We start from the raw sequence: 22,309 nt of genomic DNA, 5'->3' as shown, positions 1-22,309 counted from the left end.
AATTGGAGTCGCGATCATCGGCTGTATGTTTTATTATTGTTAAAAACTAAATAAAAATGTTAAATAATGAAAACGAATTGTTTCAAAATCGGGAGCTGTCTCGCATATTATTTGGGCAGTTCCTAATTTGTTGCACTATTGCTGGGAAAAATGCGCTAAAAAAGCGAGTTATGCACCATTAGAGTGAAAAACAAGCTTATTTTTCGATGTCGTAAAGTTATAATGCATTTTACGTACCAGTTTTTAGAGAAAATGGATAAATCTGACGAGGATTTGTAAAGTTAGATTATGTTACTTGTGTAAGGACGTTTGCTGTGTAAGATGTAACCTTTAGTAAATTGGTTAAATTTTAATAGTGGATTAACTAATCTGTATTTAACAGTGTGCATTTCAGGACGAATAGATAGAGACACGCATGAACAGGCAACTTAAATTAGGCAAAGGATTAGTATTACTCGCCTGTCTGATGGTTTTACTTTGTATGAACCAAAGAGCCCTCGGAGAGCGTCTTTTCGCCCATTTTTCGCCTCAATCCCCTGTTATACAGCTGCAACAGAATGCACCGTCAGCTATTTTCCAAACCCCACAAATAGACGATAAAGGCTCTCACCTGTCTACCTGTGAGTTGAGTGCAAAATCCCTATTAACATTAACGCCAGCGGTTATTGAACCCTTTTTCTTTTTATTTCTATCAATCGCTGCATTAAGTCTTTTTTGCTCTAATCTATTCTCACGTCGAACAAATCGTGAAGATAAGCACCCACCACCTAAAGTTAGACTTCATCTACAATATTGTAATCTTCGAGATTAGAACACCATTGCGTTCGGCATGTTGGTGTTTTTTATTCTGGAGGAATTATGCGTTTTTTTATTAATGCGTTAATTATTTTGTCTGCTCTTTTATCTGGCATGATACATGCTGCGGATACTGGCTGGTTGACAGATAAACATAATGATCACGCAAAAGTACGTTTTTTAAGCGCTTCTCAAAAAGATGGGAAAGTCGCTTTATTATTGGATGTCCAACTACAGGATGGGTGGAAAACGTATTGGCGTTCTCCAGGAGAAGGGGGGATAGCCCCTGAGATCAATTGGCAATCACCTATCAAGAATATGGAGTGGCAGTGGCCAGCTCCAGGGCGTTTTGATGTCGCAGGGATTTCAACGCAGGGCTATATGGGGGATGTTGTTTTCCCTATTATTGTCGATGTGGATGAAAAGCTTAATAAACTTTCGGGTGTGTTAACGCTATCGACTTGTAGTAATGTCTGCATCTTAACGGATTACCCTTTTGAGCTTGATTTAACCGAGCCTGCGCCTTCAAACTTTGAATGGGCGTTTAATCAAGCGATGGGGAGTGTTCCGCCATCCAAAGGCTTAGTGAAAGATCCGACAGTTGGATTCACTGGCGATAAATTAGTGATTGAGCTGCAAAAGGCCTCTGGGGAACCTTGGCGTCACAACGCTGGGATCTTCACTGACACCCCAGAAGGAACAACGTTAGGCGTTCCGAAGGTGAGTGTTGCGGATGGAAAATTGACCGCGACGATTGACGTCAGTGATGACTGGGGAGATAAAGCACCTGATCTTACAGGAAAAAATATCTCTTTTGTTGTCACAGAGGGTGAACTCTCACAACAAATTGATGTACCCGCTACGCCTTTTTCAGGGGCAATTAATCAAGGAAATAGCGGGCAGGCTATTCCACTGTGGCAGATCCTCGCCTTTGCCTTACTGGGTGGTTTGATTTTAAACCTGATGCCTTGTGTATTGCCTGTTCTTGCCATGAAACTCGGTTCAGTTTTAATGGTGCCGCAAGGTGAACAAAAAACTATCCGCCGGCAGTTCCTCCTATCGTCCTCGGGGATCCTTGTATCCTTCTGGTTACTCGCGTTGTTAATGACGTTATTACGGGTAGGTCAGCAAGCCGTAGGCTGGGGGATCCAGTTCCAAAATCCTTGGTTTATCGGGTTTATGGTCTTAATCACCGGAATCTTCACGGCTAACTTGTTTGGTTTGTTCGAAATCCACTTAGGCAGTAAGGCGAACACGCGTTTAGCAACTGCGGGGGGACAGGGTAATCGTGGACATTTCTGGCAAGGGGTATTTGCGACGTTACTTGCTACGCCATGCTCCGCACCATTTTTGGGCACAGCAGTGGCATTTGCATTGGCGGCACCTATCGAAGAGTTGTGGCTTGTCTTCACTGCGCTTGGTTTAGGAATGAGTTTGCCTTGGCTACTGATCGCTGCTTTCCCTGCGATTTCACGTCTACTACCTAAGCCTGGCGCGTGGATGAATAAACTTAGAATCATCCTTGGTATGATGATGCTGTTGTCATGCTTATGGTTGATCAGTTTGCTGATCCCGCATTTCGGTGAAATAGCTGCATTAATAATCGCTATTGTCTTTTTATTATTACTTGTTGCATTTATTTGGAAAAAATACAGTTTACGAGCGGCATCTGTCGCATTTGTATTGTTTGCGTTGCTCGCGGCTGGATTCGCTTGGGTGACCATGGAACAAACCACGGGTAGCCGCAATATTGTACAAGATAATGTGAATTGGCAGCCTTTAAGTGAAGAGGCGATAACACAAGCCCTGTCAGAAAATAAGCGTGTGTTCATCGATGTAACTGCTGATTGGTGTGTGACCTGTAAGGCAAATAAATATAATGTATTGTTGAGAGATGATGTACAGCAATTATTAAACGAGCCAGATGTTGTGGCATTAAGAGGGGATTGGACTAAACCCTCACCTGAAATTACCGCGTTTTTACAAAAGCGTGGGCAAGTGGCCGTACCATTTAACCAAATTTATGGCCCTAAGTTGGCAGAGGGTGAAATACTGTCAACAATACTTGATCGTGACGTTTTATTATCAATTATGAATGAGGCCAAAGGAGCCGAAAAATGAAAAAAACGATTGTAGCTGTCCTGTTTTCATCGCTAGTGTTTGGTGCAACTGCTCATGCGGCTCCATTAACAGCAGACCAAGAAGCGCAAGTTCGCAAACTGGTACGTGATACGTTGGTTGAAAATCCTGAAATACTAGAAGAAGCGATTGTTGCGTTGCAAGCTAAACAAGGCGAAAAGCAGCAAGCGCAGATGAAAGAAACCCTTAAAGCTGAGCATGATAAGCTGTTTAATGACCCTGCAAGCCCTCGTATCGGTGCTAAAGACGCTAAATTAGTTTTAGTTAACTTTACCGATTATAACTGTCCATTCTGTAAGCGTTTTGACCCTCAGTTAGAAGAGATATTGAAGAAATACCCAGATGTTGCGGTGGTGATAAAGCCACTACCATTTAAAGGTAAAACGTCTGTTGAATCTTCACAATTAGCGCTGACATTGTGGGAAAAAGATCCAAAAGCATTCCAAGCCTTGCATCAAAAATTTATGCAAAAACAAGGAATGTTAACGGATGAAAACATTAAGCAAGCATTGAAGGCAACGGGTAACGAGAAACTGGTTGCTAATGATAAGAGCATGGAGACTATCCGTACGAATATGATATTGGCTGAAAAACTGGGGGTTAATGGGACACCTGCAACTCTAGTTGGCGATGAAATGATCCCAGGAGCTATTGATACTCAACAACTGGAAGCAATTGTTAAAGCGCAATTAGAAAAAGTTAAGTAAGGAAAATATGGCTAGACTGAGAAAGTGGTCAAAAGAAATTATTGGTTTGGTGGTGATTCTGTTCATCGTCTTTACGGTAATGGATTTTTGGCGAAAACCTGAAAGCCTAGCTCCCGTTTTGCTTGAGCCACAAATGCTTGCAACAGGCGATAGTGTCTCGTTAGCAGAATTAAGCAAAAAACAGCCTGTTTTGGTTTATTTTTGGGCAACTTGGTGTGGGGTGTGTAAAATCACCTCACCGACTGTTGCTGATATAGCCAAATCAGGTGTTCCTGTTATTTCTGTTGCGATACGTTCAGGTGATAGCCAACGCTTGTTGGTGGGAATGGAAAAAAAGGACCTTAATTTTCCTGTCATTAATGACATGAATGGGCAACTCGCTAATGCCGTTGGTATAAGTGCTACGCCGACATTTATGATTATTGATAAAGGTGAAATGGTCAGTTTTACCAGTGGCTACACTAGCTATTGGGGACTTAAAGCACGCCTGTGGATGGCTTCTTTTTAATGAATGTCTTCGTTAGAAGGTTTGACAGTGTTATCAAATTTGCGTGAGGGATTAGGCTGAGCGATATACGTCGTTGCAAAGAAGCATTGTATGAGTGAATTTAAAACGTGTTAACGCGATTTGGAGCGTATTATTTTTTACGTTAGTGAGCGCGGTTATCAGCTTAAAAATATTACTTTACTGTGCCCTTAATTTATATAGACGTATCGCTCTTATCCCAAACGGCTAATACATCATGGTGTGACTCATTATCAAATTAGCCTTTCTTGCTTCAATCTAAGTAAGGCTTTTTTATCCTTAAATGGCGCATTAAGCTTAGCTGGTGGGCTTGAAAAGCCTACTGTTACAATGCTTTTCTCGTGTTCTATAATGGTATTTTTGGTACAGTTGCTTATCGCCTATATTGACGTTGTTATCTCACGTCTCCACGTAACTTATCTTTTTTTGATTAAACCGATAATAGCATTACTCTGTTAGGAATGCTTATCTGTTTTTATGGTTACTATTTGGCAAGATAAGGTGTTTAATGATAATAGATAAATGACTATTTTTAATATTGATAAAAATACATGCTCGATAAATAATCGAGTAATGAATTAAAATTCTTTTAATAAGTTAATATTTGGCGAGGCGACTTTAATTAATCAGAATTAGAGAATGTTACAGATTTAATTTGGTTAGATATTATGAATATTAATCGAAAAGGAATTGAGTAATTTAACTTTATTTTGAATAAACAAATTCAGTATGGGTAAATCGAAAATCTAAATAAGAAAATCATGGTGGAATTTTAACAGGGTAGTCGTTCTTAATGAGAGCGCAAACTGCATAAAGATAAAAAATAAAATGAAAATAAAAAACATTGTCTTTTTTGATTTTATTTAATTTAAATTTTACCAACTTATACTATTGTTAATGGTGCAAGTTAAATATTAATTTAAAAAAGGAATGTAAGATGACTAATATTGTTAAAAATATATATTCGATTTCTGGTACTTCTTCTGAGGGAATCGTGGTTGAATTTAGTTACCAAAGAATGGATGGTAGTGAGTTCTTATCACCACCTATTAAAGGTGACCTCAAATTTCTTGGTGGATCCGCAGAGGTATTTATGGCGTACTGGAACTATTATACAGAGTGTAAACTAAACTCAAAACCAGCAGATAAAATGGAATTGGAAATTATATTCCTTCCACCTAATGAAAATGTGCCGAGTAACACGGTTGGTATTGCTATTTGTCGATATAAATAAGCACTATTATCATTTTAAAAAATAATTAATTGATGATGACTACTTTTATTAAACAAGTCTTCTAGTCTTGGGGGAAGTAGTCATCATTACTCGATAAGAATAAAAAATAAGGTTGTAGCTTATTAAGCTGAGTTAGAAAAATGCTTTAATTTAAAAAATGCCATATTAGATGATGTTATTTACGGATAAATGATGCGGAGGGGAATAGAACGCATTTTTATATTGAGTATGCCACTATTTTTAATAAAAAATGAATATGGCATAATAAACTCATTTGCAAATTAATTTTCTCGTGAGCGATATCATTTTTGCAATGATTTGAGCGACCAGAGCCAATCAATTAATGAACTGGGATATATCATCATATTTATCGATGTATGACAGTATAGTGTTTGGTAATATAAAACCCTGTATTAAAAATACACACAAGGTTTTATAGTATTAAGATTAAAACTCCAAATTACGGATAAAACGGTAATCTGCTGATTCCGGTTTTAGACGATATAAGTTTGCTGGTCTACCTGTTTCTTGGCGTTTCTCTCCGGTATCAATTAATAAGTCGGCTTGTTCTAAGCGACGACGAAAAGATTTTTTTTGCAGCGTTTTACCAATGAGAACTTCATGAACGCGTTGCAATTCTGTCAGTGTGAAAACGTCAGGTAAGGCAAACCCTGGCACAATTGAATATAGCGATTTTTGTTTTAATCGTTCACGTGCTTGTCGATAGAGTTCATTATGGTCAAAGGCCAGTGACATATTTTCAATTTCGTCAATTGTCACCCATTTAGCCGACTCAACACTATCAATATCGTGTTGGCATGCTTGATAGGCGATAAGAGCGGTATAACAAACCGTTACTGACCAGCCTCGTTTATCTCGGCTATCATTACCAATAGTGCAGAGTTGTTCTATGTAAGGTGGGATGACCCCCGTTTTTTCTTTCAGTTTGCGTAAAATAGCGTGTTCAAGTGTTTTGTCTTGAGTTTCATCAATAAACCCGCCAGGTAATCCCCACATCCCCTTATTCGGATAATTCGCGCGTTCAACAATCAATACTTTCAGCGTTTCTTCATGGTAGGTAAACAGGACGCCATCCACAGTGACAAGCGGGGAAAGATAGGCGTTTTTGTCATATTTAGCTAAATATTGTTGTTCATTCATAGTGTTATGACCATAAAAGCAGATTTATGTTGATGGTAATGATGATACGTTAAAATTTTCTTTGTGTCATTAAGACACTTATTGCTTGACATGTTAGTGTCTATAGGACAATAATCTGTTATTGTCATAAGGACACTAAAGAGGTTAACTATGTTTAATATTAATTATTTCAAGGCCAATTCTTCGAGTTTTATTATCAAATCAGTCAATGGCAAAGTGATTAAGCAAGGTAAGGGGCTCAGTTTTTGGTATAACTCTGCGACAACATCCATTTCTGTATTACCACTGAATGCACTTGAAGCGCCATTTATTTTTAATATGCAATCTGCTGATTTTCAAAGTTTACGGATTCAGGGGCAGGTTTCATTTCAAATTAGGTATCCTGAAAAAACGGCGGATGTGCTCAACTATAATCTTGCTCAAGATGGTCAGTCTTATGCCTCTGAAGATCCTCTAAAGCTCAGTGATAGAATCGTTCGTAGTGTACAAACGCTCATCCAAGCCAAAATTCAACGCACTTCAATGCGTGATGCATTGTTGATGGGACAAACATTAGTTTCTGAAGTAACTCATCAGTTGGCTGTCCATGATGCATTGGCAACATTAGGAATCGAGGTTCTGGATATTTCGATAAGCGCAATTACCCCTTCACCAGAGACCTTAAAAGCGCTTGAAGCAGAGGCTAGAGAGTCAATTCTTAAAGAAGCCGACGATGCTATTTACGCTAGACGTAAATTTTCTGTTGAACAAGAACGCATGCTGAAAGAGGCTGAACTTGAAACAGACTTGTCTATTCAAAACAAGCAGCAACAAATTGAAGAGGCGCGCTTAGAAAATGAACGTACTCTATTGCGTGAAAGCGCTGAACTCGAACAAGAAAGATTGGCTGCCAAAGTTAATGAGGAAGCTAAACGCAATGAGCTGGTGGCTTTAAGCGTTGAAAATCAACGCATTCAATCCGATGCCGATGCGTATGCTATCCAAGCAAAAATGAAGGCTTATCGAGAACTCCCCGTGGAAAACTTAAAAGCAATGGCGTTGGCAAAAATGAATCCAGAGCAATTAATGGCAATGGCATTCGAGTCATTAGCGTTAAATGCGGGAAAAATTGGTGAGTTAAATATTTCGCCTGATCTATTTAGCCAAATAGTTAAAAAGGGCGCTAAACATGCATAGATTAGATGATGTTCGCTTTGTTTTGATTATGCGCAAAACGCGTATGCAGGAGTTGATTGAACGTTTTAATACATGGTCACAAGCCAAGTTTTATTTAGAACACAATCATGTTGAGGTCAATGATTATCTGGAAGAGCATAATCGGTATCTGAAGCAATTAACTGAGGCTGAAGCGATTCTTAGGTCATTGGGGCGATTCCAACTATTAGAACGCTCATTGCTGCCAAGCTATCAGTTTTCTCATCGTGATATTGTGATTGTCATAGGGCAGGATGGATTGGTTGCAAATGCATTGAAATATTTAAATGGTCAGCCTGTCATTGCAGTAAATCCAGACCCTACTCGCTGGGATGGTAAGTTATTGCCCTTTGAGATTAGTCAGCTTCGAGAAACCGTTTTAAAGACATTAAAAGAAAAGATGCCGAGTAAATCCATTACGTTTGCGCAGGCGACAACCAACGATGGACAGACATTATTAGCCGTGAATGATCTTTTTATTGGTCCTAAGAGTCACACATCTGCTCGTTATAAACTTAACTGGAATGGTCAGCAGGAATTTCAATCTTCATCTGGCATCATTGTTTCCACAGGATTAGGTTCAACCGGGTGGTTCCAGTCTATTTTAGCGGGCGCTTTAGCTGTGATGGGGGAGACCTCTCATCCTTTATCTCAAGGATTTTCTTGGGAGGAAAGTAAATTGCAATTTAGTGTTAGGGAGCCTTTTCCGAGCAAAACTACAGGGGTTAAATTGGTTTTCGGTGCCATTGATAGCCATTCACCTCTTCAGCTGGAATCACTTATGCCAGAAAATGGCATCATTTTTTCAGATGGGATTGAGGACGATTATTTGCATTTCAACTCGGGCTGCATTGCCTCTATTGGTATTGCAAAGGTAAAAGGGCAATTGATTGGTTAAATACTTAGTAATAAACAAGTTAAATAATAACCCCAGTAGTTTTATTTGGCATACTATTGGGGTTGATTATTATTTATTTGAATTGTTTTTTGGCCGGCGATCTAATGACAGCGCGATGAATATAAATATGACAACCACTCCCCACATAGGCCAATTACTCCAGCGCGCATACGGCGTTAAACCTGTGGTTGGAATAATTGATGTCGATAGTGTTGCCGCTTTAAATTGAGGTAATTCAGCTTGAACAGTTCCGTCTGCACGAATAACGGCGGTGACACCATTATTGGTGGCGCGTAATAGCGGGCGCCCAAGCTCTAAGGCTCTCATGCGTGCCATTTGGAAATGCTGCCATGGACCGATCGATTTACCAAACCATGCATCATTAGAAATGGTGAGCAGGTAATCGCTATCAGGTTGAAAGTTATCGCGAACCTGTGTACCTAGAATAATTTCATAGCAAATTGCAGCAGTCAGATGCATATTACCAACCGCAAGTTGAGCTTGCTGATAATCACCACGACTAAAACCAGACATTGGTAGGTTAAAGAAAGGTGCGATAGGGCGTAAAATATCTTCTAGTGGAACAAACTCACCAAATGGAACTAAGTGGTGTTTGTTGTAGCGATTTTGGGACGGATATAGGTAAGGTTTTTTGTCACCTAATACTATGATTGTATTGTAAAACTCATACTCACCATCAATAGGTCGAGCATCGACAATCCCCGTGATGAGCCGAGTATTTGATTCTGCCAGCACTTTATCCAGTGATTTTAACCAAGATTGGTTATCAAGCTCAACGGACGGAACCGCTGATTCAGGCCAGATAATTAATGAGGCTTTGCCGATATACGGGCTAGATAGCTTAAGATAGGTATCTTTAATTTGTTGTAAGTAGCTTGCTTCCCATTTCATTGCCTGTGGGATATTTCCTTGAACTAAAGCGACGTCGGTCGCTTTTGATTCTAATGGGGTATACCACTGAAGATTTTTAAGCGCAAAAGGCGCAAAAAGTAGTACCGCCGCAATGGCAAGTACACTAAAACGACGACGCACGAGAGATAAAACAATCAATCCACTAATACTAAACAGTATTAAGGTAATCATTTCCACGCCGAAAATAGGGGCAAGCGCTTTCAATGGACCGTCGATTTGGCTGTAACCAAATTGTAGCCACGGAAAACCCGTAAGAACCCAGCCACGGAGAAATTCAGTAAGCTGCCAAATTGCAGGGGCTGCAAATACGAGTCGCCATACGTTTGCTGTTGGAAAAAATCGACTGAGTAGATAACCAAACAGCCCTGTGTATAAAGAAAGGTATGCGGCGAGCAATATAACGAGAAAAACGTTGACGGCTTCCGGCATACCGCCAAAGTCAGCAATACTGACATAAACCCAATTAACACCTGAGCCAAATAGGCCAAAGCCCCAGACAAAGGCAATTGCAAAGGATTGTTTGGCAGTGCGATGTAAGGTTAATAATTGGAGAAAGAGAATCGACAGGAGTGCCGCAGGCCATAAATCAAAAGGCGAAAAAGCCAGTGTACCACTGGCTCCGAAAATTGAAGCCAGTAGCAGGCGTAACCACTGACTTTGATAGGATGGCGCTAAGTTCATTAACTCTTTTCTTCATCTAAGGTTGGGACGGGAGCGCCATTAGGAATTTTTACATGCAGTAAAATAATCCGACGGCTATCCGCCATTGCAACTTTAAATTGATAGCCATCTATCGTGATAGTTTCACCTCGTGATGGCAAATGGCCGAAGGCTTGCATAACTAGGCCGCCGACAGTATCAACTTCATCGTCACTAAAGTTAGTGTCAAACGCGTCATTGAAGTCTTCAATTTGGGTCAACGCTCTTACTGAATAGGAGTGCTGACTGAGTTGACGAATATCAACATCGTCTTCATCATCATACTCATCTTCAATTTCCCCAACAATAAGCTCTAAGATATCTTCAATGGTAACAAGTCCAGAAACACCGCCAAATTCATCAATAACAATGGCCATATGGTAGCGTTGTGAACGGAACTCTTTTAACAAGCGGTCGACCCTTTTACTTTCAGGGACAACAACAGCTTGGCGCAACACTTTGTCAATACTGAATGGCTCGGCATCGGTACGCATGAATGGCAATAAATCTTTTGCCATTAATAGCCCTTCAATATGATCTTTGTCTTCACTGATAACAGGAAAACGAGAGTGTGCGGAATCGATGATGACATCAAGGCACTCATCCAGCGTTTGATTTCGTTTTAACGTCACAATCTGGGAACGCGGGATCATAATGTCACGTACCCGCTGATCGGCAATATCCATGACGCCTTCTAGCATGTCACGAGTATCTGGATCGATAAGGTCATTTTGCTGAGAATCACGGATCAGCTCGACCAAGTCATCACGGTTTTTAGGTTCACCATGGAAGAGGTGGTTTAATAGTGCAAAGAACCCTTTCTTAGGGCCAGGGTTGTCACTACTCGAAGAGTTATCGTCGCTCATGGCGTTTAATTAATTATTCCTCAATTAATAATAAGATTTATTAAGTTAACCAGTCAGTCGTTTAGGGGTGATAATACACTCCTGCGAGTGTTCAACAAAAAGTGATATTGTTCACATTTACACCCTAAACGACAGGCTTTAAAGTTACTCAGCTAATATTTAACATAAAAATAGACTATGGGTCATTCTTTTTCTACTAGATAAGGATCAGCATAGCCCAATTCAGCTAAAATTTCTGTTTCTAGGCTTTCCATTTCTTCTGCTTCATCATCTTCAATATGGTCATAACCCAGCAGATGTAGGCAGCCATGTACCACCATATGTGCCCAATGCTCTTCCGCACTTTTTTGCTGTTCAATGGCCTCTTGTTCAACCACTTGGCGACAAATAATTAAATCACCAAGTAACGGTAATTCAACTTCCGGAGGTGATTCAAAGGGGAATGATAACACGTTAGTCGGTTTATCTTTGCCGCGATAAGTCAGGTTTAAATGGTGACTTTCTTCTTCATCAACAATACGAATGGTGACTTCACTTTGTGCTTGAAACTTAGGTAATACAGCTTCCAACCAGCGTTGAAATAGGGCTTCGCTGGGTAAATCAGTTGTTTCTTCACAAGCAAGTTGTAAATCGAGAATGACTTCACGCATTTAATGGTTTTCCTGCTTTTCTAATTCTTTTTGTTGTTCCCGTTCTTCTTTGAGTTGCTGACGACGTTTGCTATCTTGCTCTTCCCATTTTTCATAGGCAATAACGACTTTCGCCACCACTGGGTGACGCACAACGTCTTCGCTATGGAAGAAATTAAAACTCAATTCATCGACGTCGGAGAGAACCTCAATGGCATGACGCAAGCCTGATTTATTGCCTCGTGGTAAATCGACTTGAGTGATATCCCCTGTAATTACGGCCTTAGAGTTAAAACCGATACGAGTCAGGAACATTTTCATTTGCTCAATGGTGGTATTTTGGCTCTCATCTAAAATAATGAAGGCATCATTGAGTGTTCGACCCCGCATATAAGCCAGTGGTGCGACTTCAATGACATTACGTTCGATGAGTTTCTCAACTTTCTCGAACCCAAGCATCTCAAAGAGTGCGTCGTAAAGTGGACGCAAATAAGGGTCCACTTTTTGACTCAGATCGCCCGGCAAAAAACCAAGTTTTTCGCCTGCTTCAACGGCTGGTCGAGTTAAGAGAATACGGCGTACTTCTTGGCGTTCAAGTGCATCAACGGCTGCTGCAACGGCAAGATATGTTTTCCCTGTACCAGCGGGGCCAATACCAAAGGTAATATCATGATCTAAGATATGCGCAATGTATTGGGCTTGATTTGGTGTTCGCGGCTTGATAACACCACGCTTGGTTTTGATATTAACGGCTTTGCCATAATCCGGGATGCTATCTGCGGCTTGCTCTAATACGCGGCTTTCAGAGATAGCAAGATGGATTTGTTCGGGGTCAATATCAGGGATCACGCCACGTATTGGGGCAGTCTCAACATAAAGTTGGCGTAAAATTTTACTGGCAGCTTGAACGTTAAATGGCTTGCCTGATAATTTGAAACGGTTATCACGACGATTAATTTCGATCGCAAGTCTGCGTTCTAGTTGCTTGATATTATCATCAAATGGCCCGCAAAGGCTCATTAAGCGTTGGTTATCTGCGGGCTCTAGAAAGATCTCTTGTGTTGCTATTTGCAACGGTTTTTTATCGGTCACTGAGTATCCTATCTTTAGGGTTGGTAGTTACCCACTCCAAGCTCATCTTCTTTACGAGTACGTGCGATGACGGAAGCTGGTGATTCGTGAACGCGTAAGTCCATTTGGTCTTCTGTGCGGATCACTTTACCGCGTAGTGAGTTGGCATAAACATCGACAATCTCTACGTCAACAAACTTACCAATCATATCGGGTAAGCCTTCAAAGTTGACTACACGGTTATTTTCAGTACGTCCTGAAAGCTCCATAACATTTTTACGAGAAGGGCCTTCGACTAAAACACGCTGCACTGTTCCCAACATAGCACGGCTATAGCTCATTGCTTGCTGATTTATGCGCTGTTGTAAGAGATAGAGACGCTGCTTTTTCTCTTCTTCGCTAATATCATCTGGTAAGTCAGCTGCCGGTGTACCTGGACGTGCTGAGTAAACAAAGCTAAAGCTCATATCAAAATTGACATCGGCGATGAGCTTCATGGTTTTTTCAAAGTCATCATCGGTTTCGCCAGGGAAGCCAACAATGAAGTCAGAACTAATCAAAATATCTGGGCGTGCTTTTCGTAATTTACGAATAATGGCTTTATATTCGAGTGCGGTATGAGCACGTTTCATTAACGTTAAGATGCGATCTGAGCCACTTTGTACAGGCAAATGCAGGAAGCTGACTAACTCAGGAGTATCTTCATAGACTTCGATGATATCGTCAGTAAATTCAATGGGGTGGCTAGTGGTAAAACGAATACGGTCGATACCATCAATTGCCGCCACTAAACGAATTAATTCGGCAAAAGTACAAATTTCACCATCGAAAGTTTCACCACGATAAGCGTTTACGTTTTGGCCGAGTAGGTTAACTTCACGTACACCTTGTGCTGCTAATTGTGCAATTTCAAATAAGATATCATCACAAGGGCGACTGACTTCTTCACCACGTGTATAAGGTACGACACAGAATGTACAATATTTATTACAGCCTTCCATGATAGAAACAAATGCGGTAGGGCCTTCAGCGCGAGGTTCTGGAAGGCGGTCAAATTTCTCAATCTCAGGGAAGCTAATATCAATAACAGGGCTGCGAGTGCCTTTTACTTGATTAATCATTTCAGGCAAACGGTGTAGCGTTTGTGGGCCAAAAACAATGTCGACACTCGGTGCGCGTTGACGAATAAAATCCCCTTCTTGAGAGGCAACACAGCCACCGACACCAATGATGATATCAGGATTACTATCTTTAAAATTTTTCCAGCGCCCAAGCTGATGGAAAACCTTTTCCTGCGCTTTTTCACGGATCGAGCAGGTGTTCAACAGTAAGACGTCTGCTTCTTCAGGAATTTCAGTGATCTGATAACCATGGGTGCTTTCTAATAATGATGCCATTTTAGATGAGTCGTACTCATTCATTTGGCAGCCCCATGTTTTAATGTATAACTTTTTATTCGTCGACATGTTTATATCCGGTGTTTTCGAAGTGGCTTAGTATAATGGACTCCGAAACGCGTTGTATACCCGTTATACTTCAAGCAGCAGTGCTATACGCGCGTGCTCGAATTATTTTGTGTATAAATCCAAAGTCCTGTCCCGTTTTGGGAAGGCGTACGCATTTTTGATCACAAACATCACTCTATGATACGAAAAATGTCAAAATAGCCAGGCTCGAAAATTCTAAGGCTATGCGGTACGCACTCTCAAAGACAGGTTATCGCCCATTGTTTTAAGATTAACGTGTATTGTATTCATTTGAAGCACCAGTGACCAGAGTCTGTGATAGAGATATTCCCTGTCAGTGTAACAATTTTTCGGTACACTACATAAATCAAACAGTTAATAGTAGCTAATGTAATGAATAAATTAACAGAATATTATGATGTTGTCGTGGTTGGGGCTGGCATGACAGGTGCAGCAGCAGCTTTGGGGTTTGCTCAAGAAGGGCTGAGTGTTGCATTACTCGAAAAAGCAGAACCAGCAGCATTCGATGTGAACAGCTCACCTGATGTTCGTATTTCTGCGATTAGTCGTTCATCTGTCGATTTACTCAAGCAACTTGGCGCTTGGCAGCATGTTGAAGCGATGCGTAGTGCGCCTTATCGGCAATTAGAAACGTGGGAAGAGCAGGGGAGTAACGTTGTTTTTGATGCCCATGACTTGGGGCTACCTGAACTGGGTTTTATGGTAGAGAATCGCGTTTTACAATTAGCGTTATGGCGAGAATGCGAAAAATACACCAACCTCGAGCGAATTTGTCCGGCACAGTTAACACATCTTTATCAACCTCATGGTCAAAAAGATTGGGTAATATCTTTGGATGATGGGCGTGATTTGCAAGCGAAGCTGGTTATTGGTGCTGACGGTGCCAATTCTCAAGTGCGCAAATTGGTGGGGATTGGCAGCCGTGGTTGGCAGTATCGCCAATCTTGCATGTTGATTACAGTGAAAACGTCGGAGCCACAGCAAGATAAAACATGGCAGCAATTTTTCCCATCGGGGCCTAGAGCATTTCTACCGCTTTATGATAACTGGGCGTCATTGGTTTGGTATGATAGCCCTGCCAAAATTCGCCGTTTGCAGTCAATGTCGATGGAGCAACTGACGGGGGCCATTTATGAAGCTTTCCCTGAACGTGTGGGGAATGTCGTCGCGGTTGCTTCTGGGGCGTTTCCACTCACCCGTCACCATGCGAATCGCTATGTTATCGAGGGGCTTGCATTGGTTGGTGATGCTGCCCATACCATCAATCCATTGGCTGGACAGGGTGTGAACTTAGGTTATCGCGATGTCGATGTGTTACTTAACGTGGTGACGCAAGCGAAAGAATACCTAGAGCCTTGGTCGTCTCTTGAAGTGCTAAAGCGTTATCAGCGTCGTCGTTTACCTGATAATTTAGTCATGCAAGCGGGCATGGATGTATTTTACATGGCGTTTAGTGAGAACTTGCCAGGTTTGAAAGCACTGAGAAATCTTGGTTTGATGGCAGCGCAACGTGCTGGAGAAGCGAAGAAGCTAGCACTGAAGTATGCTTTAGGGCTTTGAGCATCATTTCAAATTAATAAGTCATAAGGGGAAGTCTCATCACAATGAGGCTTCCCCGATGAGGTTATCGCGAGGCGCTAATTATTTATCTTTCGCAACATCAAATGGCTGAGCATGATGGGAAGGGATTTCAACGTTTTCTTCAGTAATAATTGAATCGATACTTTCCCCTTTTGCTGCAAATGCCCTAGCCAGTTTGTCGGTATCTAATTCTTTTTCCCAACGTGCAACGACGATACAGGCACAAGCATTCCCCACCAAGTTAGTGAGTGCACGACATTCGGACATAAAGCGGTCGATACCTAAGATTAACGCCATACCTGCTACGGGAATACTTGGAACGACCATCAGTGTTGCCGCTAGAGTAATAAAACCGGCTCCAGTAACGCCTGCGGCACCTTTTGAGCTGATCATTGCCACAAGTAACAGTGAAACTTGCTCCCAAATTGTTAGGTCAATATTTGTTGCTTGGGCAATAAACAACGCTGCCATGGTCATATAAATATTGGTGCCATCAAGGTTAAATGAATATCCTGTTGGAATCACTAAGCCAACGACAGATTTTTCACACCCTGCATGCTCCATCTTCCTCATCAAGCTCGGTAAGGCTGCTTCAGAGGATGACGTACCTAAGACTAGCCAAAGCTCATCTTTAATATATTTGATGAGTTCAATAATGGAGAAGCCATTATATTTAGCAACCGCACCTAATACGATAAGTACAAACAATAATGACGTAATATAGAACGTCATGATCAGCATCATTAAGTTGCCGATAGAAGAGATACCATATTTACCTATCGTGAATGCCATCGCACCAAATGCACCGATAGGAGCCAGTTTCATTAGCATGGCAACCATTTTGAACACAGGTTCAGAAAAGTTTTGCAGTAATTTCACAATTGGCTCACCGTGCTTACCGGTAGCAGCAAGTGCTAAACCAAAAATCACCGCAATAAATAACACTTGAAGGATATTCCCGTTCACAAGTGGGCTAATGACAGTATCAGGAATGATATTCATCAAGAAACTGACAATCGATGATTCGTGAGCTTTCTCTACATAACCTGCGACTTTACTACTATCGAGAGTTGCAGGGTCAATATTTAGACCTGAGCCAGGGCGAATAATGTTAGCCACGATCAAACCAATGATAAGTGCAATGGTTGAGAAGGTAATAAAGTAGAGCATGGCTTTTCCAGCAACACTCCCGACGGCCTTCATGTTGCTCATGCCGGAAATGCCTGTCACAACGGTTAAGAAGATGACTGGTGCAATAATCATTTTAACGATCTTGATGAAGGCATCACCAAGTGGTTTTAAGGATTCTCCGATATCAGGAAAAAAGTGACCAAGTGCGATACCTAGCACGATGGCGACAATGACCTGTACATATAGGATTTTATAGAGTGGTTGTTTCATCATGTTTTGCATAAATTTTCTCTGTAAAGTATTGCATTGCTGCAATTTATAATTATTAGGTTGTGAGAACTTTTTATTTATTTGGGGTCATGAGTTGGATAATGCATGAGTCATGGCGGAAGGTAGAGGGATCCCGAAAGCCATTAATCGGTACTAACCAAAATCTGACTGGAGATTACCACTATTAGTCGTTATGAAAAAATGACTAAAATCACATAATTGATATCAGAGATAATTAAAAGTAAAAAAAATGTTCTAATTGTTATTTTATGATGCTTATAGGTAATAAGAACAGGTAAACCCCAGCATTATGGTTATTAAAAGGAGGGGGGTAGTTACCTTAAATAGGGAAAAGTCTGAAAGTTAATTTGTGAAAATGTGAGTAAAACTTAATAATTGAAGTGAAATAAATAAAAGTCAGGGTTAAGTGTTTCTATTGGAAGGCGAATAATAATAAGCAAAAAAAAACCACCCTTAATAAAGGATGGTTTCTTATAACCCGTACTAAGACCGGCTATATAAATATGGCTGGGGTACCAGGATTCGAACCTGGGAATGCCAGGATCAAAACCTGGTGCCTTACCGCTTGGCGATACCCCAATACTTAATTTTATTCCCTAGAAGGGAATGGTGCGGGAGGCGAGACTTGAACTCGCACACCTTGCGGCGCCAGAACCTAAATCTGGTGCGTCTACCAATTTCGCCACTCCCGCAAAACATGGTGGCTATGACGGGATTCGAACCTGTGACCCCAACATTATGAGTGTTGTGCTCTAACCAGCTGAGCTACATAGCCATCTATACAGTTAATCTATCTTTATAAAGTTACTGTATGGGATTTTTAAGACATTCCTTGGAGAGGAGAGATGGCTGGGGTACCAGGATTCGAACCTGGGAATGCCAGGATCAAAACCTGGTGCCTTACCGCTTGGCGATACCCCATCCGAGGATGTCTTCAAATTTGTTGATTTAAGATGGCTGGGGTACCAGGATTCGAACCTGGGAATGCCAGGATCAAAACCTGGTGCCTTACCGCTTGGCGATACCCCAATCTTAAATTCTATTACCGAGAAGGAAAATGGTGCGGGAGGCGAGACTTGAACTCGCACACCTTGCGGCGCCAGAACCTAAATCTGGTGCGTCTACCAATTTCGCCACTCCCGCAAACATGGTGGCTATGACGGGATTCGAACCTGTGACCCCAACATTATGAGTGTTGTGCTCTAACCAGCTGAGCTACATAGCCATCTTTTTGCATTACCTTCATCGGCGTTGCGGGGCGCATTATGCTAATTACAGCTGAGACAGTCAACTGCTTTTTTCACTATTTTTGTGAAAATGCGTCCGTTTGTTTGATGAATAATCATTTTGTCGATAAAGACAGCAAAAAACAAGACTTGCATCAAAATAACGGAAGTGTGTCACATGAAGGCGATTATCTCTACTGCGATATATCGTAATAAATTATGATGTAAATAATGAAGTTAGAAAACAAACAGTCTCCGTCAAAATTCTCAACGGTATTGTGCGAATTAAGGCTTAGTTTTTACGTTTATTAGCATGAACATGGCACGATATAAACATCTGAGTCTTTATTTTTTGTCTAATTTAATGCACAAAAAACCAGAAATGCAACGGGCAAATTCTGGTTTTTTTGAACAATGATAAAAAGGACTAGTTATCGAGGAGTTTTTGGAGTAATTCACCATTGAGCATGGCACGTTTAGTCAGGGCGAATGCGCCAATTGCCGAGTTATGAACTAATTGCGAAGTCACAACGGGTAAATTTTCGCGAAATCCCTTCAAAGCTTGTGTATCAATACAGCTTTGAATCGCAGGTAGCAATACCTGCTCAGCTTCGGTGATATCACCCGCAATCACTACTTTTTCAGGGTTAAATAAGTTTATTGAAATGGCGATAGCTTTACCGATTTGGCGGCCCACATGCTGAATGACTTCCGTTGCGAGTGGATCATTTTTATTTGCGGCTTGGCAAATTTGTTGAATGGTGCATTGCTCCAGTGAGAGTGAGCTGACAAAGCCTTGTTCTAAGCGTTGTTTTACCCGATTTTCAATAGCTTGATTGGAAGCGATTGTTTCAAGACAGCCAAAGTTGCCGCAATGACACAGCTCACCTAAAGGGTCCACTTGAATATGCCCAATTTCACCGAGATTCCCCCGATGATTTAGCAGAATTTCATTGTTGATAACCAACCCAGCACCTGTACCCCGATGTATTCTCACCAGTAGTGAGTCTTCACAATCCTTGGTGGCGCCAAAGTAGCTTTCAGCTAACGCGAGACTGCGAATATCATGACCCACATAGCAGGTAATTTTAAAATGCGCTTGTAAATTATCAATGAGATGCCAATTATCTACTTTGATATGCGGCATATAGTGAACGATACCGTTATGGGGGTTCACAAGGCCCGGTAAGATCACGGATATTGCAATAAGCTCTTTAATGCGTCGCTGATTGAGAGCAATAAAATCTTCAATCGCTTCAGTCAGTTTTTGCTCTAAGGCTTGTTGGGATGGTGCTGAGATAGGGTAATGGGCATCATTGAGCAGTTTGCCGCTTAAATCATACAGTGCGACGGTAGCATCATAACGACCCAAGCGCACACCTATCGTATGAAAGTTTTTATACTCAGATACGATAGATATGGCACGTCGGCCTCCGGTTGAGGCCTGTTGGTCGACTTCTTTAATTAAGCCGCGTTCGAGTAGCTGACGAGTGATTTTGGTGACACTTGCAGGCGCAAGTTGGCTCTGTTCTGCGATTTGGATGCGAGATATAGGACCCTGTTGGTCAATTAGGCTATATACCACGGCACCGTTGAGTTGTTTTACCAGATCAATATTACCAATTTGCTTTAGCGAGTGACTATGGTTCATCAGCTATATACTCATTTTTTGTAGACTTCCTCTCCATTGACATAAGTTGATAGGATTTGGAAGTCGTGGTTAAACGCAGTTAAGTTTGCAACCTTACCCGGTGCAATCGAGCCTAAGCTAGATTCGACACCAATGGCTCTTGCGGGATAAAGTGTTGCCATCCTTAATGTTTCATCTAATGCGATACCGACATGTTCTACCGTATTTTTAACTGCTTCAATCATTGTTAGTGATGATCCGCTGAGGGTTCCGTTCTCATCAACACACAATCCATCACGGTAGTATATGGTTTTGCCTGCGAAGATAAAATGATCCATTTCACCAGTTTGTGGATCAATACCAGCAGGCGCTGTAGCGTCCGTAACTAAAACTAATTTATCACCTTTCAAGCGCTTACTGTTACGAATATTTGCCCATTGAACATGAAGACCATCTGCAATAATGCCAGCATACACTTCAGGAGTATCATAAATTGCCCCAACTAAGCCTGGGCCTCTCCCTGAGATATATGGCATTGCATTAAATAAATGGGTCGAGAAACCAATACCTGCTTTAAAACCAAGACGAGCTTCTTCATAGGTTGAGTTTGAATGGCCCGCTGAAACCACAATACCAGCGTCAGTGAGTTGTCGGATATAGGACTCATCCACTATTTCAGGCGCTAAAGTGACTTTGGTAATCGCATCAGCATGCGCCACTAAATGCGCTATCATTTCTGCTGAAGGTTTACGAATAAACTCAGGATTGTGAGTACCTTTTTTAATCACGTTGATGTAAGGGCCTTCTAGATGTAATCCAAGAGCTTGATGATGATGAGTTTTTAGATATTCAGTCATCACCTCAATGGCATGTTTCATGAGGTCATCAGAACAAGTAATTAACGTTGGTAGGTAGCTTGTGCATCCGGTACGTTCATTGGCTTTTTGCATTATCTCCAGATGCTTCAGTGTCACATTTTCTTTGTTGTCATTGAATTGGACACCACCGCAGCCATTGACTTGTAGATCAATAAAACCGGGAGAAAGAATCGCACCTTGTAAATCATGTTGCTCGATACCTGCTGGGAGTTGGTTTAATGGGCAGATATCTTTAATAAGAGCACCATCAATGATGACGGCGTGATTATCTAGTCTTTCATGACCGGTATATATAATACAATGAGTTAGTGCATACATAGTCTTTGGCTCCTGACTTCTGGAGAGATAAACTTCGGGTCACCGACTTGCTTTCACAAGTCGGGTGTTCGAATGATTATTAATTAAATGCTTCGATAATGTCTGATTCTAATTGACTGAAATATTTTAGCGTTTTTACTTTTAGCTCAAGTGTCGCTGGCTCATCACAGACGATCAGTGCTTTTTGGTGCATCTGTACGCAACTGACGGTCCATAAATGGTTGACTGAACCTTCAACCGCGGCTTGTACAGCGTTTGCTTTATTCGCACCAGTCGCTAATACCATCAATTCTTCGGCATCCATTAACGTTGCGACGCCAACGGTTAATGCATACTTAGGAACTTGGTTCACATCGTTATCAAAGAAGCGTGAGTTAGCGATACGAGTCTCTGGTGTTAACGTCTTGATGCGCGTACGAGAGCTTAATGATGAACCGGGTTCGTTAAATGCGATGTGCCCATCGTTACCAACACCACCCATAAAGAGGTTAATTTTGCCGTAGGATTTGATCTTGTCTTCATAACGTTGACATTCCGCATCAACATCAGGTGCATTACCATTGAGTAAATTGATGTTTTCTTTTTGAATATCAATGTGATTGAAAAAGTTTTCATACATAAAGGCATGATAACTTTGTGGATGATTTTCTGGGATACCGACATATTCATCCATATTGAAGGTGACAACATGCTTAAAGCTCACTTTGCCAGCTTGATATAGAGCAATAAGCGCTTTGTAGGTTGCAAGCGGGGTTCCACCGGTTGGCAAACCTAGCACAAAAGGACGCTCGGCAGTTGGGTTAAATGCATTGATTTTGTCTACGATATATTGTGCAGACCAAATCCCAACGGCGTGAGCCGTTTTTAGTGGCAGAAGCCTCATGATACTTACCTCTAGTAACAGTCTGTTAATTC

18 protein-coding genes and 7 tRNA genes are annotated in these 22,309 nt (G+C 41.3%); 8 read left to right on the top strand and 17 right to left on the bottom strand.

What is annotated here, in order from left to right; all coding sequences use genetic code 11:
* Window positions 1–415: 415 nt before the first annotated feature.
* The 5 genes from O7C57_RS15325 (at window position 416) to O7C57_RS15305 (ending at window position 5,401) form a co-directional block, all read left to right on the top strand.
* Complete coding sequence (locus O7C57_RS15325) at window positions 416–811, top strand: metal resistance protein (RefSeq protein ID WP_154622629.1); 396 nt, start codon at window positions 416–418, stop codon at window positions 809–811.
* A 47-nt stretch (window positions 812–858) separates the two neighbouring features.
* Window positions 859–2,916 (top strand): protein-disulfide reductase DsbD family protein, encoded by a 2,058-nt coding sequence (locus O7C57_RS15320; RefSeq protein ID WP_154622630.1) that lies wholly within the window; start codon window positions 859–861, stop codon window positions 2,914–2,916.
* A complete protein-coding gene (locus tag O7C57_RS15315) occupies window positions 2,913–3,641 on the top strand; it encodes a DsbA family protein (protein ID WP_269723305.1) in 729 nt (242 codons plus the stop codon). Before O7C57_RS15320 ends, O7C57_RS15315 begins: the two co-directional genes overlap by 4 nt.
* 7 nt (window positions 3,642–3,648) lie before the next feature.
* A complete protein-coding gene (locus O7C57_RS15310; RefSeq protein WP_154622632.1) occupies window positions 3,649–4,149 on the top strand; it encodes a protein disulfide oxidoreductase in 501 nt (166 codons plus the stop codon).
* A gap of 955 nt (window positions 4,150–5,104) precedes the next feature.
* On the top strand, window positions 5,105–5,401 hold the full coding sequence (locus O7C57_RS15305; RefSeq protein WP_269723304.1) for a hypothetical protein: 297 nt from the start codon (window positions 5,105–5,107) through the stop codon (window positions 5,399–5,401).
* Window positions 5,402–5,848: 447 nt separating this feature from the next.
* Here O7C57_RS15305 and O7C57_RS15300 read toward each other — a convergent pair whose 3' ends face one another.
* Window positions 5,849–6,562 (bottom strand): NUDIX domain-containing protein, encoded by a 714-nt coding sequence (locus O7C57_RS15300; protein ID WP_269723303.1) that lies wholly within the window; start codon window positions 6,560–6,562, stop codon window positions 5,849–5,851.
* Between the two features lie 150 nt (window positions 6,563–6,712).
* On the opposite strand from O7C57_RS15300, the gene O7C57_RS15295 reads away from it, so the two are divergent.
* Together O7C57_RS15295 and O7C57_RS15290 are read left to right on the top strand one after the other, a co-directional pair.
* Window positions 6,713–7,738, top strand: coding sequence for an SPFH domain-containing protein (locus O7C57_RS15295; protein ID WP_154625087.1), 1,026 nt, complete (start codon window positions 6,713–6,715; stop codon window positions 7,736–7,738).
* Entirely contained in the window at window positions 7,731–8,654 is a 924-nt protein-coding gene (locus O7C57_RS15290) for a sugar kinase (protein WP_154625086.1), read from the top strand. The genes O7C57_RS15295 and O7C57_RS15290 overlap by 8 nt, the downstream gene beginning before the upstream one ends.
* Window positions 8,655–8,723: 69 nt before the next feature.
* Here O7C57_RS15290 and lnt read toward each other — a convergent pair whose 3' ends face one another.
* The 5 genes from lnt to miaB all read right to left on the bottom strand — a co-directional run bounded on the left by lnt (window position 8,724) and on the right by miaB (window position 14,318).
* Window positions 8,724–10,268 carry an apolipoprotein N-acyltransferase gene (gene lnt / locus O7C57_RS15285; protein ID WP_269723302.1) on the bottom strand — a complete coding sequence of 515 codons (1,545 nt, stop codon included), beginning with the start codon at window positions 10,266–10,268 and terminating at the stop codon, window positions 8,724–8,726.
* Window positions 10,268–11,152, bottom strand: coding sequence for a CNNM family magnesium/cobalt transport protein CorC (gene corC / locus O7C57_RS15280; protein ID WP_154625084.1), 885 nt, complete (start codon window positions 11,150–11,152; stop codon window positions 10,268–10,270). The genes lnt and corC overlap by 1 nt, the downstream gene beginning before the upstream one ends.
* A gap of 182 nt (window positions 11,153–11,334) precedes the next feature.
* Window positions 11,335–11,802, bottom strand: a complete 468-nt coding sequence (gene ybeY, locus O7C57_RS15275) for an rRNA maturation RNase YbeY (protein WP_154625083.1) — start codon at window positions 11,800–11,802, stop codon at window positions 11,335–11,337.
* Window positions 11,803–12,801, bottom strand: a complete 999-nt coding sequence (locus O7C57_RS15270; RefSeq protein WP_230085934.1) for a PhoH family protein — start codon at window positions 12,799–12,801, stop codon at window positions 11,803–11,805.
* An 86-nt stretch (window positions 12,802–12,887) separates the two neighbouring features.
* A complete protein-coding gene (gene miaB, locus O7C57_RS15265; RefSeq protein ID WP_269723301.1) occupies window positions 12,888–14,318 on the bottom strand; it encodes a tRNA (N6-isopentenyl adenosine(37)-C2)-methylthiotransferase MiaB in 1,431 nt (476 codons plus the stop codon).
* Between the two features lie 393 nt (window positions 14,319–14,711).
* Here miaB and ubiF point away from each other — a divergent pair, with 393 nt between their 5' ends.
* The gene (ubiF, locus tag O7C57_RS15260) at window positions 14,712–15,899 is read left to right on the top strand and encodes a 3-demethoxyubiquinol 3-hydroxylase (RefSeq protein WP_269723300.1); all 1,188 of its coding nucleotides are present in this window, start codon (window positions 14,712–14,714) and stop codon (window positions 15,897–15,899) included.
* 81 nt (window positions 15,900–15,980) lie between these two features.
* On the opposite strand, the gene O7C57_RS15255 is transcribed toward ubiF, so the two are convergent.
* The 11 genes from O7C57_RS15255 to nagB all read right to left on the bottom strand — a co-directional run bounded on the left by O7C57_RS15255 (window position 15,981) and on the right by nagB (window position 22,277).
* A complete protein-coding gene (locus tag O7C57_RS15255; RefSeq protein WP_195848205.1) occupies window positions 15,981–17,321 on the bottom strand; it encodes a dicarboxylate/amino acid:cation symporter in 1,341 nt (446 codons plus the stop codon).
* A gap of 525 nt (window positions 17,322–17,846) precedes the next feature.
* Window positions 17,847–17,921 (bottom strand) — tRNA-Gln (locus O7C57_RS15250).
* 28 nt (window positions 17,922–17,949) lie between these two features.
* A tRNA-Leu gene (locus O7C57_RS15245) sits at window positions 17,950–18,034 on the bottom strand.
* 6 nt (window positions 18,035–18,040) lie between these two features.
* Window positions 18,041–18,117: transfer RNA gene (locus O7C57_RS15240), tRNA-Met, on the bottom strand.
* Window positions 18,118–18,188: 71 nt separating this feature from the next.
* Window positions 18,189–18,263: transfer RNA gene (locus O7C57_RS15235), tRNA-Gln, on the bottom strand.
* A 33-nt stretch (window positions 18,264–18,296) separates the two neighbouring features.
* Window positions 18,297–18,371, bottom strand: a tRNA-Gln gene (locus O7C57_RS15230).
* 29 nt (window positions 18,372–18,400) lie between these two features.
* Window positions 18,401–18,485: transfer RNA gene (locus O7C57_RS15225), tRNA-Leu, on the bottom strand.
* Between the two features lie 5 nt (window positions 18,486–18,490).
* A tRNA-Met gene (locus tag O7C57_RS15220) sits at window positions 18,491–18,567 on the bottom strand.
* Window positions 18,568–18,995: 428 nt separating this feature from the next.
* Window positions 18,996–20,219 (bottom strand): DNA-binding transcriptional regulator NagC, encoded by a 1,224-nt coding sequence (nagC, locus tag O7C57_RS15215; RefSeq protein ID WP_154624765.1) that lies wholly within the window; start codon window positions 20,217–20,219, stop codon window positions 18,996–18,998.
* An 11-nt stretch (window positions 20,220–20,230) separates the two neighbouring features.
* Entirely contained in the window at window positions 20,231–21,394 is a 1,164-nt protein-coding gene (gene nagA / locus O7C57_RS15210) for an N-acetylglucosamine-6-phosphate deacetylase (RefSeq protein WP_154624766.1), read from the bottom strand.
* Between the two features lie 79 nt (window positions 21,395–21,473).
* Complete coding sequence (gene nagB, locus O7C57_RS15205; RefSeq protein WP_269723299.1) at window positions 21,474–22,277, bottom strand: glucosamine-6-phosphate deaminase; 804 nt, start codon at window positions 22,275–22,277, stop codon at window positions 21,474–21,476.
* Between the last annotated feature and the right edge of the window lie 32 nt (window positions 22,278–22,309).

It is taken from the genome of Providencia sp. 21OH12SH02B-Prov, from assembly GCF_027362595.1.
Lineage (GTDB): Bacteria > Pseudomonadota > Gammaproteobacteria > Enterobacterales > Enterobacteriaceae > Providencia > Providencia zhejiangensis.
This window is presented reverse-complemented; position numbering and strand designations above follow the sequence as displayed.